Raw genomic sequence first — 15,657 nt, 5'->3', positions numbered from 1 at the left:
TTCAATTTGTGAGAAAATTTTTACTATAGGAGATGTATGCATTGAAGGTCGTTAAATTTGGTGGCAGTTCACTTGCATCTGGCAAGCAGCTGCAAAAGGTATTTGACATTGTAACAGCAGATCCAGCTCGAAAAGCAGTCGTTGTTTCCGCACCAGGAAAACGGCATTCAACGGATACGAAGGTCACCGATCTATTAATTAGCTGCGGCGAACAATATTTACGTTTAGGCGAAGCACATGATTTAAAGGAAGCAGTCATCGAGAGGTATGCCTCAATAGCGGATGAACTCGGATTAGGTCAAGACATTATCGATACGATCAGGCAAGATCTAGACACATTATTACAGGCTGATTCATCCCGCCCTGAGTGCTATCTTGATGCCATTAAAGCAAGCGGTGAAGACAATAACGCTAAGCTCATTGCCGCCTATTTCCGCCACCAGGGTGTTGAAGCTCATTATGTGAATCCAAAGGAAGCTGGTTTGTTTGTGAGCGATGAGCCTGGCCAAGCGCAAGTTCTGCCGGAGTCTTATGATCATTTGTATAAATTAAGAGAGCGCTCTGGCATTATTATATTCCCTGGCTTTTTTGGCTTTAGTCTCGCGGGAGACATCGTCACCTTTTCGCGAAGCGGCTCCGATATTACCGGCTCCATTTTGGCGAACGGTTTGAAGGCAGATGTATATGAAAACTTTACAGATGTCGATGCTGTCTATGTCGTCAATCCAACAATCGTTCATGAACCGAAAGAGATTACAGAGCTGACATACCGGGAAATGCGCGAGCTGTCCTATGCTGGTTTTTCTGTGTTCCATGATGAAGCACTTATTCCTGCCTTCCGTGCAGGTATTCCAGTTCAGATTAAAAACACCAACAACCCGTCGGCAAAAGGGACAAAAATCGTAAATCAGCGGGACCATACAAATGGACCTGTTGTTGGAATCGCCTCAGACAATGGATTTTGCAGCATTTACATTAGTAAATATTTGATGAACAGAGAAGTCGGTTTTGGACGTAAGGTGCTGCAAACATTAGAGGAATACGGGCTTACGTATGAGCACGTACCTTCTGGCATTGATGATATGACCATTATTTTACGGCAGGATCAGCTGGAGGAGCAGCATATTGAAGAGGAGCTGCTAGACCGCTTGAAGCTCGTGCTTGATGCAGATGAGGTCGTTTTAGAGCGAAATCTCTCGCTGATTATGGTTGTAGGAGAAGCGATGCGTCATAATGTTGGCACAACAGCAAGAGCGGCAAAGGCGCTGTCAAAAGCGAAGGTCAATATTGAAATGATCAATCAAGGCTCTTCAGAGGTCAGCATGATGTTTGGCGTCAAAGCGGCGCAAGAAAAAGAAGCTGTCCAAGCCTTGTATGAGGAATTTTTCTCCATGTCTACTGTCCCTGTCTCTCTTTAATCAGCAGACTGCCAGATCTTTGGATCGGCAGTCTTTTTCATCTCGACGATCAGAGTGTTTTTGCGCATTAAAGTGTATCTATTTCTTATTTGATTTTGTATGATAGAGACAAATCAACTACACGTTCCGGCCTATGTTCGGAGCTACAAGGAGTCCTAAAACAATGCCTCGTCAACAACTATTAAAACAGTTTCGCAATTTTCATGATGCTTCTACTAGTATTTTAAACATGATGAGTCAATTCATTGATGTGAATACACTGTTTATTGCTAAAAATGATCAAAACACCAATCAGATTGTAAAGGTGCTAAATCATGACGAGCAGCTTCTTGAAGAAGGAGAAGAACTTCCTTATGAAAAAACATTTTGCAAGCTGGCGGTCGATCATCAGGATACACTTGTGATCCCTGACATTTCGAGGGATGACCGTTCTAAATACTTAGAGGTCACGAAACACCTTCAAAGCGGCTCGTTTATTGGGGTTCCCATTGATTTTACAGATGGGACGAACTACGGGACGATTTGCGGACTTGATTTGAGACCGAAGCAGTTCACAGAAGAGCATGTGTATATGTTTGAAACGATGGCTTCTTTATTAAGCTACGTTCTCGAACTAGACCGTGCTAACCGGCAGATTAAGCAATTGTCTGTACCGATCGTACCTGTTGTTGATGGTGTCGCCGTGCTTCCTCTGCTTGGTGATATCGAAGAGACACGTGCTCAGCATATTTTGGAAACCATTTTACAGGAAAGCTACAGGCTGTCGCTCTCTCATTTGGTCATTGATGTATCGGGAACTAAAAGCCTGAATGAACAAAGCATTCAATATTTGGTCAGCTATGCACAAACACTGAGACTTTTAGGAATTTCGGCAGTTTTAACGGGCATTAAGCAAGACCTTGCTTTAAGTGCGATTCAATCCAATATATCGTTTAAAGACATCACCATCCGGAAAGACTTACCACAGGCACTTGCTCATATTGGATTGACGTTTACCAAGAATGAATAAGTTGTGATTTTGTGACTCCATAAAGAAAGGCTCATCTCAATGGATGAGCCTCAGATGATTGACAAAGAGCTAAAATGATCTCTATTTTAGCTCTGTCTTCTTTTCAGTGTGATAGAAAACCTTTGCAGTCTAGGAAGGACGAGTACCGGAGCGGAGCGAATGAAACATTCGTGAGCACCGGCACGCAGGACTGACAACGAATGCGAGGGTTTGTCTACACGCTGAGGCTCATCCCGATGGATGAGCCTCATTCGTGATCATACCAAAAGCTTCAAAAAGGAAGAATCGTTCCCCTCTTCTACTGCCTGCCGCATAAGCTGGGCATGAGAATCGTCTGTCACACTGTTTAATTTTTTCATGATATCATCTGTCGATAGCGCGTGTCCGGGTGCTCCCTGCGGAATATCAACACGTTTGCTGATGGTGGTGCCGTCAGATAAGGTGAGCTTCACAATCGTAAAGCGGCCTTTTGGAACAGCATCGGAATGAGGTACAATCGTTTGATCATATCCTCTGCTTACCCGCTTCACCCATTTCCGCATGTCTGATGGAATGGTTTTTTTCGTAAAGGCATCCAGCGTAAGCGTCTGTCCAAACACTGCCAGTGCGATGACGTATTCGACACTGAAACGTCCTTCTTCTCCAGTCAAAGGTGTCTGCTCAATAAGCGCTGCATCTCCGCCTGGCGGGAATATGACATCGACCTGTTTTACCTGCTCCGGCAAGAAGGACCGCTCTTTCATTAAGGATTGTATCGCATCTGCTGCATGGTGGGCTGCTGAGCAGAATGGATATACTTTGAACCACAGCCCCGGTGAAACGATACGCCATGTAAAACCATAGCCCTCTAGTAAACGGCTTTCCGCAAGTTCCAGATCTCCATAGAGTGAAAAGAAACCAAGTGCGCCATCAAGAACCGAGTCATTCCCGCCAAAACCTGAACAAGCTAAGTCCATAGACCAAACGGCTGTTTTAGCAGCTAAGCCGGCTTGTAATGGTTTCATATCAGAGCCAAATTGCTTCCGCATTCCGGCTGATTGCGCTCCGGCAAAGCCGATTGCTTTCATCAGTTCTTCTCGTGTGACCTGCTTCAAATAACCAATCGCACATACTGCCGCAATGGCTCCGAGTGTTCCTGTATTATGCCAGCCCCGCTCATAATGCGCCTTGCCGATGGATTCGCCAAGTCTTGCCATCACTTCAACACCAGTGATATAGGCAGCTAAAAACCGCTCGCCATACCCTTTGCCGTCTGTCAGCTGTGATAGCAGCGCCGGAATGATGACCGCACTTGGATGTCCTCTCACATCTGAGTGCACATCATCATAATCAAGGGCATGGATGAGGTAGCCGTTCAGCATCGCTGCGGATTGGCGGCTCACCTTCTTTCCTTGTCCAATGACAGGAATCTGAGCGGTTCCGCCTTCCTGTTCAACAAGCTGCATCAGCTTCTGAATCCCTTCATCCTCTTTCGCAGCAAGCGCTGATGCCGCAGCGTCTAACAGTGCATTTCTCGCCATTTGAATGGCCCGTTCATCTTGAAGCGGATCAGCAGAAAGCACTGCTTCTGCCAGTTGTTTTGTTAATTCCATGATCGAGACTCCAATGCCCGAACGGCAAGCTCAGCAAAGAAGGCAGCGGAAACTGGAAGTGCGTCTTCATTTAATGTAAACGCAGGGTGATGCCACTCCCTTGTACCACTAGTCCCCATCCATACAAAAAAGCCTGGAATGCGTTCTTGATAAAGGGCAAAATCTTCTCCGCCCGGTGACTGCTCTGCCTGCACAACATGTAAGTCAAGCGAGCCAGCCGTTTCTTCAACCACCTTTGTCAGACGCTCATCATTCATGACAGAAGGCAAATAAGGATGCCATCTTACTTCAGCCTCTGCTCCAAATCCTTCTGCAATTCCGCTGACGATTTGTTTCATAAGCTCCGGAATCATCGCTCTTACTTCAGGCTCAAACGTCCGAACGGTTCCTTCCATCTCAACACGGTCGGGTATGACATTCCATGATGTACCGCCTTGGATGCGTGTGATACTGACAACCGCATGATGCAAGGAGCTGATGCGGCGGCTGACGATTTGCTGAAGGGCGCTTGTGATCTGCCCGCTGATGGCAATGGGGTCTACCGTGTGATTGGGAATACCGGCGTGGCCACCCGTTCCTTTAATATCGATTTCAAACCTGTCCACACTCGCCATCAATGCTTTTTCTCTAATGCCAATCGTGCCAACTGGCAGGTCAGGTTTGTTGTGCATACCGAAAATTGCATCGACTCCATCTAAAACGCCTGCCTCTATGACGTGTTTCGCCCCTTGAGCAACTTCCTCAGCCGGCTGGAACAAAATACGGACCGTTCCTTTGATCTCGTGTTTCCGCTCTTTTAATAAAAGAGCCGCACCAAAAATAGAAGCTGTATGGAAATCATGACCGCATGCATGCATTTTACCCGGTACCTTTGAAGAAAATGGTTCGCCAGATGCTTCTTCAATCGGAAGTGCATCAATATCGGCTCTCAGAGCAATCGTCGGTCCCTCTTGTTCTCCCTTGATTTCACAGACAACACCTGTTTGAAGTGCTGGGATATCAAGCACAGTAATCCCTTCCTCTTCTAACCAGCGGCGCAGTTTCTTTGTCGTTTCATATTCTTCAAACGCCAGCTCTGGATGCTCATGAAGCGCTCGGCGAATATGAATCAAACGTTTGTTTAAATCTTCATTTCCTATTGATTTCACTAGACACTCACCCCTCTAAAGAATAAAAAGCAGCTTATGCTTCTTCAGCCGCTGCTTCTTTTTGGATAAATCGTTTCGTCCGTTCATTCTTCGTTTCATCAAATAGCTCAGTTGGCGTCCCCTGCTCAATAATATGACCATCCGCCATGAAAATCACATGGTCTGCCACTTCTCTTGCAAACGCCATTTCATGTGTGACGATGATCATCGTTGTTTCTTGGATCGCAATGGATTTAATGACTTGAAGCACACCTGAGACAAGCTCTGGGTCAAGCGCAGACGTTGGTTCATCCAGCAAAATCGCATGTGGATCAACTGCTAACGCGCGGGCAATCCCAATCCGCTGCTGCTGTCCGCCAGATAACGTGACTGGATAGCTGTCAGCCTTTTGTTCTAACCCTACCTGCTTCAGCAGTTTCATACCGATTTCATTCGCCTGCTGCTTCGTCATTTTTTTCGTCACAAGCAGTGATTCTGTTATGTTTTGCAGTGCTGTCTTGTTTTTAAACAAATTATAGTTTTGAAACACCATGGCCGTTTGTTGACGCAGGTGATGGGCTTCTTTACGTGAATATTTGGACGCATCGAGCCTCGCATCGCCAATTTCAATCGTGCCTTCATCAGGCGTTTCTAATAAATTTAAACAGCGCAGCAAGGTGGATTTACCGGAGCCAGAAGGTCCGATAATGGCCACAACCTGCCCTTTTTTCACGTCTAGATTGATTCCGTCTAAGACGACAAGGTCGCCGAATGATTTCTTCAAATTGGTGAGCTTGATCATGTCCACACCTCCTTAATTCCGGTAAGGTTTGCTGATTTTTCGTTCAAACAGGTCCTGCAGGAAGCTATAAATGATCGTCATCACCCAATACACGATCCCTACGGCTAAATAGGTTTCAAAGTATTTATAGTTCGCCGATGCAATCATCTTCCCTTGTGCAAACATTTCTGCCACACCAATCGTAAAGGCAAGAGATGTTTCTTTTAAAAGACCGATAAAGGTATTCCCCGTCGCTGGAATTGCATTTCTGATGGCCTGCGGGAAAATAATTCTAACGTAAGACTGCCATCTTGTCATACCGACAGATAAGCACGCCTCCAGCTGCCCTTCATCCACTGAGTTCAGAGCCGCTCTGAAAATTTCTGCTAAGTATGCCGAGTTTTTAATACTTAATCCGATAATGACCGCTGTTAAAGCATCCATTGAGGTCATCGCAGGGAATAACTGCGGGAGACCAAAATAAATGAGAAAGAGCTGAACCAAGGTTGGAACCGCTCTGAAGAAAGAAATATACAGCTTGGCAAATTGGTATAAAACAGGTATCCGGTTTTTCGTAATGAGAGCGAATACCACACCAATGATAATGGCAAATACCATGGAGACAATCGCCATGAAGATCGTTATCGGCAAGTATTGAAGCAATGTCGGAAACACCGTCACCATATACTGCCAATCAATTTTGTTCATGTCTGCTCTTCACCGCCGCTGTCGTTATTTTTTAATTGGCACTGTGACATCGTCTTTAAAGTATTTCTCCGACAATTTCTTAAGTGTCCCGTCTTCTCTTAATTCTTTGATGGCTTTGTTAAATTCTTCTCTTAGTTTGTCATGCTTTTTATCTTTCGCAAATGGGTAGCCTACTTCTTCATATACAATTGGGTTGCCTACGATTTTCAGCGGCAGACCTGTTTTTTCAATTTGAGCAAGTAATACACTGCGCCCGTTGACATAAGCATCTACGCGGCCATTTGCCACTTCATTTAATACGCCGTCTTGCGTTTCATATGTTTTAATCTTAATTTTCTTGTCCGGGTCTTTGCTCTCTAAGTTTTTAGCATGGTTAGAGCCAAGAACCGCCGCCACTGTTTTTCCTTTTAAATCGTCAAGACCTTTGATGTCGTTGTTGTCTTTTTTCACGATGATTTGTGTTCCTGCGTAAGCGTACGTATCTGTAAAGTTAAATGTTTGTTTACGCTCGTCTGTGATGGCGACTTGGTTTGACACTGTATCGAGCTTACCAGATGTCAGCTGTCCCATCAGTCCGCTGAATTCACTCAGCTGCCAGTCTAGTTTGTAGCCAAGCTTTTTCGCAATGGCTTCTGTTACTTCAACATCGAATCCGACAAGCTTGCCATTGTCTTTATAAGCAAACGGATAGCTTTGTCCTGTAGCGCCTACTTTTAACACTTTTTCGTCTTTGCCTTCACTCTGATTGCCGCCGCAAGCTGCTAAAACTGCCAGCATTGCTGCAAATAGAACGACTAGCCACTTTTTGTTTTTCATGTTTGTATACCCTTCTTCCTCTTATGGTTGTGTGATATCTGATCTTAATTGTTTTTTGAAATAAACCGTGATATGACCTTTGCCTAAATCTTTTTCTCCTGCTCTGACATAGCCTTTACGCTCATACATCTCTATCAGCCATGGATGCTTATCAGCTGTACCGAGCGACACGTACGGCACCTTCAGTGTATCCCTTAGCACTTCGGTTTCCACCCATTCCAGCAAGGCTGAGCCTGTGCCTTTTTTGGCGGCTGGTTCTGAGGCAAACCACCAGATATGAGGGACGCCGAACGGTCCTGGCTGCTCTCCCCAAGGCATACGGAGTGATAAGGTGGATAGAAGCTCTCCATTTTCTTCCATTACATAGCAAAGATTCTTTTGTACATTTTTCTGAACGAGAGCGAAATCGGCATGTGCTGCTTGGAACTGGATGCCTAGCTCACGAATTGGCTCGTATGCTCTTGTTGTCAGTTCAAGCAGCGCCTCTATATCTGCCTCTGTTGCCAGACGAAACGTGTATCCCAACGTTAGTCACCTCACCCTTATGTCGTGTAGCGATTTTTTGGCTCTGTTAATCCAAGATTTTCTCGTAAGGTTTGTCCTGTGTAATCGGTTTTGAATAAGCCTCGCTCCTGAAGGATTGGGACGACGCGGTCTACGAACACATCCAGCCCTTCTGGCAAGAGCGGCGGCATGACATTAAAGCCGTCTGCTGCTTCTTCACGAAGCCATGTTTCCATCACATCTGCCAGCTGCTGCGGCGTTCCAATGAAAATATTATGACCGCGTGAGCCGGCAACCGATTGATAAAGCTGGCGAATGGTCAGGTTATCCTTTCTCGCCATATTCATCACGAGATCAAAACGGCTTTTCACCGCATTTGACGTGCTCGGATCAATCTCTGGAAGCGGTCCGTCTAAAGGATACTGAGACAGATCAATCCCGCCTAAGTAATTTTGCAGAATGCTCAGTCCAATCTCAGGAACAATCAGCTCCTGTAATTCTTCATATTTCGCTTGGGCTTCTTCCTCTGTATCAGCAATGATCGGAAAGATACCCGGCATGATGCTGACGTCCTCCCTAGCACGGCCAGCAGCTTCTACTTTCCCCTTCAAGCTTTGATAAAATTCCTTCGCTTTGTCGAGATCGTTTTGTGCAGTGAAAATGAGCTCTGCTGTTTTTGCTGCAAGCTTTTGGCCATCTTCAGAAGATCCTGCTTGAATGATCACGGGCTGCCCTTGCGGCGTGCGTGATACGTTGAGAGGACCTCTTACTGAGAAGAACTCACCTTTGTGCTGGAGCTCATGAAGCTTACTAGATTCGAAGAATTCTCCCGTTTCCTTGTTTCTGACAAGGGCGTCTTCCTCCCAAGAATCCCAGAGACCTTTGACGACCTCGACGAACTCTTCTGCCCGCTCATATCGTTTATGGTGTGCTAAATGCTCTTCTCCGCTAAAATTTTTCGCTGTTTCTTCAATAGAAGATGTGACCACATTCCATGCCGCTCTTCCGCCTGATAAATGATCAAGGGAGGCAAACTGCCTTGCAATATGGAAAGGCTCACTGTATGTAGTGGAAGCTGTTGCTGCTAAACCAATGGTTGAAGTAGACTCAGCAATAGATGAAAGCAGCGTGAGCGGTTCAAATCTTGTTAATACGTTCGGATGAGAGGTTTGATTAATGGATAAACTGTCGGCTAAAAAGAGCAAATCCAGCTTTCCTTCCTCTGCCTTTTTCGCTAATTGTTTAAAATAATCTAGATTCATGGCTGCGTCTGGTACTGCATTCGGATGTCTCCAAGAGGCAACGTGATGTCCAGTTCCTGCGATGAATACGCCTAGCTTGAGCTTCCTTTTCGGCTGTGACACTTGTTCTTCATCCTTTCTATATCCTAAATGTATCAAACCGAAGTCCTTAGATACATTTTTCTGATTGAATTAATCGGTTTTATTAATAAAAAAAAGGGCAAATGTTGCGAAAAATGAAAAATAATTATTACTATATGCCCTTTTTACAGGATTGTCAACCGCCTTCTGAACCTCCAAAATAAGGGATTTCAAACACTCATGACGGTGTATCAATCTCAATATTTCCGATGAGCCTGTCTGTGGTATGTGTCACCAGTTGACTACGCTCCAGCATGTTGTGAGCGATGACAGAATGAGTGGAATTGGCGGTGCGGACGGCAATTGCTTTTTGAGGAGAAATATTGATGATGTTATTGCGCAGCACACGGGCTGAGGCGGCCTGGTCAATAAAGATCGCCGTCGGCTGTCCAATCGATCGATTTAAATAGAAACGGTTATCTCCAATTTGTGGTGAACCATTTTTAATATACATCACCACATATAAGGATGTTTCTTCAAAGGAATTATCTTTAATTTCCAATGCCCCCGTCGTGCTGCTGTATACAGCGTAGTTTTGATAGTGCTTAAAGCGATTTTGCCAGATGAAAGCCTTTGCATTTCCTGTGACACTGATCGTATACGAAGAATCTAGCTCCGGGTGTCCTTCTTGAATAAAGTGGTTGCCGTTGAGCCCAGCTTCCCCTTCCTGCACCCAGATTCCTCTGCTGAATTCTTTGAATTGATTGTGCTGGATGAGGATATTCGTTCCTCTCACCACGGCCGCATCGATAACAGAGTAGACCGTATTGTTTGAAAAGACGACACTATCCGATTGATAGATACGCAGCGAGGCGCTTCTTTTTCCGGTATTCGTTCCTGATTCAATATGGTTTCCTTCTATTAGAATACGATTCGCCATATAAACGGACACAGCCGCATCTTCAAAAAGACTAATCTTATTGCCTGTAATGTGAACACTGTCTCCCCTCACATCAATTCCTTTTTCAAACCCCTCAATCATATTGCCAATAATCATCACATTGTTTTCCGTTTGGCCAAGTGAGACGCCTAAGCTCGTAATCCCTGCTTTTGTCACACCTCCTCCTACTGCACGAATCAAATTGTTGGCAATGATCGTTTCGGTGGAGAAGCCATAGGAAATACTGCTATCTGTATGATTGCCTTCAATGATCACACCATAGCCGTTAAAGTTATAGATGGAGCTTGCAGCACCTCCTCTGACGATGTTGTTGCGAATCTGAATATTCAAAGGCTCCTCCATATTAACGGCATTTTCTCCATAGCCTTCAATATCAATACCCATTCTTGGCTCGACCCCATTTACTCCTGCTCTTTCCAAGAGACAATCCTCCACAATAACCCCATCACAGCCTGTAATCGAAATATTGTTTCGTCTCGAATCTGTGATGGTGCAGCCAGAAATATCAATAGATGAAGCAGGAGAGTAAGGTTCACCCTCTGTCAATAAACCATGGGGACTGACAATGATGCCGTCTCCCGTACAATTTTTTATTTGGACATGATTCACCTCCACATGTGAGGCACCTTCAATACATATCCCAAAGCCCCATTCATGGGTTCTTCGTTCAGCGGGGAGCGGCTTGTATACATGCTCATGACGATCCCCTTCAATACGCCCGCCTCGGATGGTCACATGCTGAACCTTTCCTATATAAAAGGCTGCATACCCCCATGAATCATTTGGTTTTACCTTTATTACAGCGTCTGACGCCATCTCAATGCATATATGACTTGGCACCCGTATACCCGCACCTCGAAAAGGAAAAAATGAATCACCTCTGTACACCGCATCGATTAAATACGTGCCGCTCGGCAGCCAGACATGGGAATACCCCTGTGCTTTTGTCCACTCTAAACATTCATTGAGCCTAGCTGTGCAATCCGTTTTCCCGTCAGCAATTACGCCAAAATCTAGTACATTGACAACAGGTTTTTTTAGATCAGCTTCATTCAATTCCCCCAACCTAAATCACTCCTTTTCACACATGTTCTCTCGTCATCCTATGCATGTGTCAAAGGTTTGCTTGTACATTACTTCAAATTTTAAATAAATTCTTTTGAAATAACTTTCCGATAATTTTCACTTCAATGAATTTTTCATTTTTTTGAGTCTTTACGCCTATTGAACTAACATTTTCCTGTTTTAGAATAGTTTTATATTGACACAAGAACTATACAAGAATATCATTTTTCTCATATCTCTTTTTTTTAAGAAAGGATCTATGCCATGTCTACAATTGACCACGATAAAATTGTTAAAAGTGTTCCTCAAAAAGGGTTTTTTGGACATCCTAAAGGACTTTACACACTGTTTTTCACTGAATTTTGGGAGCGTTTCTCCTATTATGGCATGCGTGCACTGCTTATTTATTATATGTACACAGAGGTGACAAAAGGCGGTCTAGGCTTTGATCAGACGACAGCCAATTCGATCATGTCTGTCTACGGTGCGCTTGTCTATATGTCAGGAGTGATTGGCGGATGGCTCGCCGACCGGGTATTTGGATCATCCAGTACGGTCTTTTATGGCGGAGTTTTCATTATGCTTGGCCACGTGATTTTGGCTTTGCCAAGCGGAGCAACAGCGCTCTTTATTAGTATGGGACTGATTATTATCGGGACAGGTCTTCTCAAGCCAAACGTTTCAAACATTGTTGGCGACCTGTATACAAAAACAGACCCGCGCAGGGACTCTGGATTTAGTATTTTCTACATGGGGATCAACATGGGTGGCTTTATCTCCCCATTAATTGTCGGAACACTCGGTCAAAAAGTGAATTTCCACCTCGGGTTCTCACTCGCTGCCGTTGGGATGCTTGTTGGACTCATTACATTTGTGGTCACAAAAAAACCGAACCTTGGTCTTGCCGGCACGTATGTGACCAATCCATTATCAGCTGCCGAACGTAAGAACTTCAAAATTTACGGTTCATTGGTTGTGATTTTGCTCGCGATTTTTGCTGTCATTGGCATTCAAACAGGCGCACTCACAATTAATCTATTCACTTGGTTTGTCAGTGCCCTTGGTGTACTCATTCCAATTGTTTATTTCATTGTCATGTATTTCAGTAAAAAGACGAGCGCAGTGGAGCAATCCAGGGTTCTCGCTTATATTCCATTGTTCCTTGCTGCCGTGATGTTCTGGGCGATTCAAGAGCAGGGCTCAAACATTTTAGCGACATATGCAGATCAACGAACAAACTTGAATTTCCTTGGGATGACACTAGCGTCTTCATGGTTCCAATCATTGAACCCAATCTTTATTGTGCTGCTGTCCCCAGTGTTTGCTTGGTTATGGGTCAGACTTGGGAAGAAACAGCCGTCTACCCCGATTAAATTCTCACTCGGTCTTTTGTTTGCAGGGTTATCCTTCATCATCATGATCATTCCTGCATACATGTCCGGTCCGAACACACTTGTGAGCCCATTATGGCTCGTTTTGAGCTTCTTCCTCGTCGTGATCGGGGAGCTCTGCTTATCACCAGTTGGACTGTCAGCGACAACAAAGCTGGCCCCTGCTGCCTTCTCAGCGCAAACGATGAGCCTTTGGTTCCTTTCAAATGCGATGGCACAGGCGATCAATGCGCAAGTAGTCAAACTGTTTGATAAAGTGCCGGAAACCGTTTATTTCGGTATCATCGGATTCCTTGCCATCGTTTTATGCGGTGTGATGCTATTACTGACACCAGTGATTAAGAAAGCGATGAAAGGCGTTCATTGAATCAAAAAAAGAAGCCTCCCGATTGGGTTGGCTTCTTTTTGATGGTTTAAAACCGGATCTCGTCATCTCCATTGATTTGCAGCTTCAGCGGCTCACTTTGTGCCTGATGCTTTTTCACATAGCGGTGATAGACAACATATCCAATGATCATAAGCGGTACGCCGACATATAGCCCGATGCGCTGCTCTTGATCAAAGGCAAGACTGACCAATACGATGGTATTCAGTGTAATTGCAATGATCGGCAGCACAGGATAAAGAGGCGTTTTAAATTTTAAGTTTTCCAGCTTTCCGCCTGCTTTCAAGTATTTTCTACGGAAAAGCAGCTGCGATAATGTAATCGTGATCCAGCCTGTCTGGGCACTCATGCCGGCAATGGACACGATCCAGGCAAATACCGTTTTCTCTGCAAAGAAGCCGGATAACAGCGAAATCCCTGTAAATAGGAAGGTGAGCAGTAAGGCATTCATCGGAATACCGCGCTGATTGACGCGTCTAAATGCTTTTCCTGCCATTCCTTCCTTCGATAAGGAATACAGCATTCTTGTTGATGCATACAAGCCAGAGTTCGCAACAGATAATAAAGCAATGATAATGACAAAGTTCATGATGTCTGCCGCAAAAGGAATGCCCGTTCTCTCAAACACAGTAACAAATGGGCTTTGCAGCACACTAGCTTCCTTCCAAGGCACCATACCCGCTAAGACAAAAATAGATAAGACGAAAAAGACAAGTGTACGCCATACGGTCTGATGGATCGAACGGGGAACGGTTTTCTCAGGGTTTTCACTTTCTCCTGCCGCAATCCCGATCAGCTCTGTTCCTTGAAATGAAAAATTCACTGTGATCATCGTAACCACAACAGCAAGCAGGCCATTTGGAAACAGCCCGTCATTCACAAAATGGCTGAAGTAAGGGGCGGGTTCACCGCTCGTTGTATCAATAAACCCAAACATCGCCGCTCCGCCTACGCCAATAAAGAGTAAAATTGCAATAATCTTAATGGTAGAAAAGAAAAATTCCGACTCCCCGAACGCTTTCGCTGACCGGGCATTTAATAAGAAAAGACAGAGTCCGAATACGAGACACCAAATCCACACATCCACTTGCGGGAGCCAGCGCCTCATCAGCTGCCCTGCTGATAAGAACTCAAGGGCAACCGTTGCTGCCCAGCCGAGCCAATAAATCCAGCCGACAGCAAAACCCGCTGCCGGGCTGACAAATTTCGTCGCATACGTATGAAACGACCCCGACACAGGAAGTGCAACAGACAGCTCCCCAAGACACAGCATGGTTAAATACATGATCAATCCGCCCACAATATATGAAAGAACGGCTCCGACCGGTCCTGCTTGTCCAATCGTATAGCCCGTTCCTAAGAAAAAGCCTGTCCCAATGACACCGCCAAGTGAAATCATAAATAAATGGCGGGAGGTCATCGCCCTTTTCAATTGTTCAGGCTGATTTTGTCCAACATCCACAATGATGCCCTCCTTCTTCTAAGATGCTCTGTTATCAAAACATGTCTCCATGTGATTCATTCCATTTTCAAAACAACCTACTAATTATACATCTTTTATAATAAATATGCTTCCTTCTATGGTCACTGTCTCAAAGTCTTTATTTTAGTAATGTTCGCACAACTATGTGGTGGATAGGATGCCATATATCTAAAATATTGCACAAAAAAACCAGCATGAAACTTTATCGTTGCACACTGGTTTCGTTTCATTCTTTTCGAGTCTCATTTTAGACAGTTCTTATGATCACTTTTGTCACAAGTCATTCTGCTTTTAGCAAACACACTTTGATAAATTCATCTATTTCCTGAAAGCAGCGATTTTTAGATTCAGCGTGAAAAGCCGCAGAATAAGGATTGGCGAATCCATGCTCTCCCTCTACTATTGTCACGCAAAGCTTTTTCTTTTTCTCCAAAACATTCGCAATCTCCCTGGGATGAAAGGATGCTTCGATCTCCGGGAAAAATAACAGCGTTTTGCAGGCGGGCGCAAGATCGACGTCATCTCTGATCCTTGAACCATAAAATCCAATAACTCCTCTAAACAGCTGATCATTTTGGCTGCATCGCCAGGCAATTGTTGCCCCCACACTAAAACCCAGCAGAAATATATCTATCGCGGCATTCTTCGTCTTTAACTCTTTTGCCAGATTCAGTACACTCTTTACCGGCTTATCAAAACCAACTTTATTCATAAAGTAGTCGTAAGCCTCATTTTCACTGACATAAGGGAAGTGCTTCGCCTGTCCCAATAAATGAGGACAATAAACCTCAAATCCAGCTTTGTCGAAATAATGGATCATACTCTTCATATGATCATTTATTCCGTATATTTCGTGTATTAAGATCATGACAGGTTTTTGTTTCGATGTATTCAAATGTTCACACTTCCCTTTTGTTTCTTAGAAGTCAATTAATCGATTGGAAAATTTCGTTGGGATGATCATAGCATATTTTACCCGAATCGTTTATCTAACGTTCCACCAATCAAATCATCTTGAACTTGTGTATGGTTTTATTCACCTTTTAACTTGGGTATAGTTCTATCGTTTGTCCGTTCGACCGTTTGAGGGCATAA

The 15,657-nt window shown here is 44.5% G+C and carries 13 protein-coding genes; 3 read left to right on the top strand and 10 right to left on the bottom strand.

All coding sequences use genetic code 11. The features are described 5' to 3' along the window. The first annotated feature begins 41 nt into the window (after positions 1–41). Together AAYR28_RS02070 and AAYR28_RS02065 are read left to right on the top strand one after the other, a co-directional pair. Positions 42–1,418, top strand: coding sequence for an aspartate kinase (locus AAYR28_RS02070; protein ID WP_065215315.1), 1,377 nt, complete (start codon positions 42–44; stop codon positions 1,416–1,418). A 163-nt stretch (positions 1,419–1,581) separates the two neighbouring features. Then, a complete protein-coding gene (locus AAYR28_RS02065) occupies positions 1,582–2,427 on the top strand; it encodes a GAF domain-containing protein (RefSeq protein WP_034283782.1) in 846 nt (281 codons plus the stop codon). A 257-nt stretch (positions 2,428–2,684) separates the two neighbouring features. Here AAYR28_RS02065 and AAYR28_RS02060 read toward each other — a convergent pair whose 3' ends face one another. From AAYR28_RS02060 to AAYR28_RS02025, 8 genes are all read right to left on the bottom strand, one after another. After that, positions 2,685–4,019, bottom strand: coding sequence for an MmgE/PrpD family protein (locus tag AAYR28_RS02060; RefSeq protein WP_120208389.1), 1,335 nt, complete (start codon positions 4,017–4,019; stop codon positions 2,685–2,687). After that, positions 4,010–5,167 (bottom strand): amidohydrolase, encoded by a 1,158-nt coding sequence (locus AAYR28_RS02055; protein WP_098677297.1) that lies wholly within the window; start codon positions 5,165–5,167, stop codon positions 4,010–4,012. Before AAYR28_RS02055 ends, AAYR28_RS02060 begins: the two co-directional genes overlap by 10 nt. A 34-nt stretch (positions 5,168–5,201) precedes the next feature. After that, on the bottom strand, positions 5,202–5,948 hold the full coding sequence (locus AAYR28_RS02050; protein ID WP_025093644.1) for an amino acid ABC transporter ATP-binding protein: 747 nt from the start codon (positions 5,946–5,948) through the stop codon (positions 5,202–5,204). A 12-nt stretch (positions 5,949–5,960) separates the two neighbouring features. Continuing rightward, complete coding sequence (locus AAYR28_RS02045; protein ID WP_024427305.1) at positions 5,961–6,635, bottom strand: amino acid ABC transporter permease; 675 nt, start codon at positions 6,633–6,635, stop codon at positions 5,961–5,963. A 24-nt stretch (positions 6,636–6,659) separates the two neighbouring features. Next, positions 6,660–7,451: an amino acid ABC transporter substrate-binding protein gene (locus tag AAYR28_RS02040; RefSeq protein WP_034283775.1), complete on the bottom strand. Its 792-nt coding sequence runs from the start codon at positions 7,449–7,451 to the stop codon at positions 6,660–6,662. Between the two features lie 21 nt (positions 7,452–7,472). Next, positions 7,473–7,976, bottom strand: coding sequence for a GNAT family N-acetyltransferase (locus AAYR28_RS02035; protein WP_024427303.1), 504 nt, complete (start codon positions 7,974–7,976; stop codon positions 7,473–7,475). A gap of 17 nt (positions 7,977–7,993) precedes the next feature. Then, positions 7,994–9,319, bottom strand: a complete 1,326-nt coding sequence (locus tag AAYR28_RS02030) for an LLM class flavin-dependent oxidoreductase (RefSeq protein WP_034283773.1) — start codon at positions 9,317–9,319, stop codon at positions 7,994–7,996. Between the two features lie 196 nt (positions 9,320–9,515). Further along, positions 9,516–11,303, bottom strand: a complete 1,788-nt coding sequence (locus tag AAYR28_RS02025; protein WP_120208392.1) for a right-handed parallel beta-helix repeat-containing protein — start codon at positions 11,301–11,303, stop codon at positions 9,516–9,518. A 264-nt stretch (positions 11,304–11,567) separates the two neighbouring features. Between AAYR28_RS02025 and AAYR28_RS02020 the strand changes: the two genes are divergently transcribed. Beyond that, complete coding sequence (locus AAYR28_RS02020; protein WP_034283771.1) at positions 11,568–13,061, top strand: peptide MFS transporter; 1,494 nt, start codon at positions 11,568–11,570, stop codon at positions 13,059–13,061. Between the two features lie 46 nt (positions 13,062–13,107). Here the strand turns inward: AAYR28_RS02020 and AAYR28_RS02015 are convergent, their stop codons facing one another. Next, the gene (locus AAYR28_RS02015) at positions 13,108–14,541 is read right to left on the bottom strand and encodes an amino acid permease (RefSeq protein ID WP_034283769.1); all 1,434 of its coding nucleotides are present in this window, start codon (positions 14,539–14,541) and stop codon (positions 13,108–13,110) included. A 301-nt stretch (positions 14,542–14,842) separates the two neighbouring features. After that, positions 14,843–15,457 carry a dienelactone hydrolase family protein gene (locus AAYR28_RS02010; RefSeq protein WP_120208394.1) on the bottom strand — a complete coding sequence of 205 codons (615 nt, stop codon included), beginning with the start codon at positions 15,455–15,457 and terminating at the stop codon, positions 14,843–14,845. Positions 15,458–15,657 lie beyond the last annotated feature (200 nt).

This window comes from Bacillus safensis (genome assembly GCF_039619585.1).
GTDB lineage: Bacteria > Bacillota > Bacilli > Bacillales > Bacillaceae > Bacillus > Bacillus safensis.
This window is presented reverse-complemented; position numbering and strand designations above follow the sequence as displayed.

What these genes read in the sequence shown, in the direction of transcription:
- AAYR28_RS02065 (WP_034283782.1), top strand. Translation starts at nt 1,582, where the DNA reads ATGCCTCGTCAACAACTATTAAAACAGTTTCGCAATTTTCATGATGCT.
- AAYR28_RS02060 (WP_120208389.1), bottom strand. Translation starts at nt 4,019, where the DNA reads ATGGAATTAACAAAACAACTGGCAGAAGCAGTGCTTTCTGCTGATCCG.
- AAYR28_RS02050 (WP_025093644.1), bottom strand. Translation starts at nt 5,948, where the DNA reads ATGATCAAGCTCACCAATTTGAAGAAATCATTCGGCGACCTTGTCGTC.
- AAYR28_RS02045 (WP_024427305.1), bottom strand. Translation starts at nt 6,635, where the DNA reads ATGAACAAAATTGATTGGCAGTATATGGTGACGGTGTTTCCGACATTG.
- AAYR28_RS02040 (WP_034283775.1), bottom strand. Translation starts at nt 7,451, where the DNA reads ATGAAAAACAAAAAGTGGCTAGTCGTTCTATTTGCAGCAATGCTGGCA.
- AAYR28_RS02020 (WP_034283771.1), top strand. Translation starts at nt 11,568, where the DNA reads ATGTCTACAATTGACCACGATAAAATTGTTAAAAGTGTTCCTCAAAAA.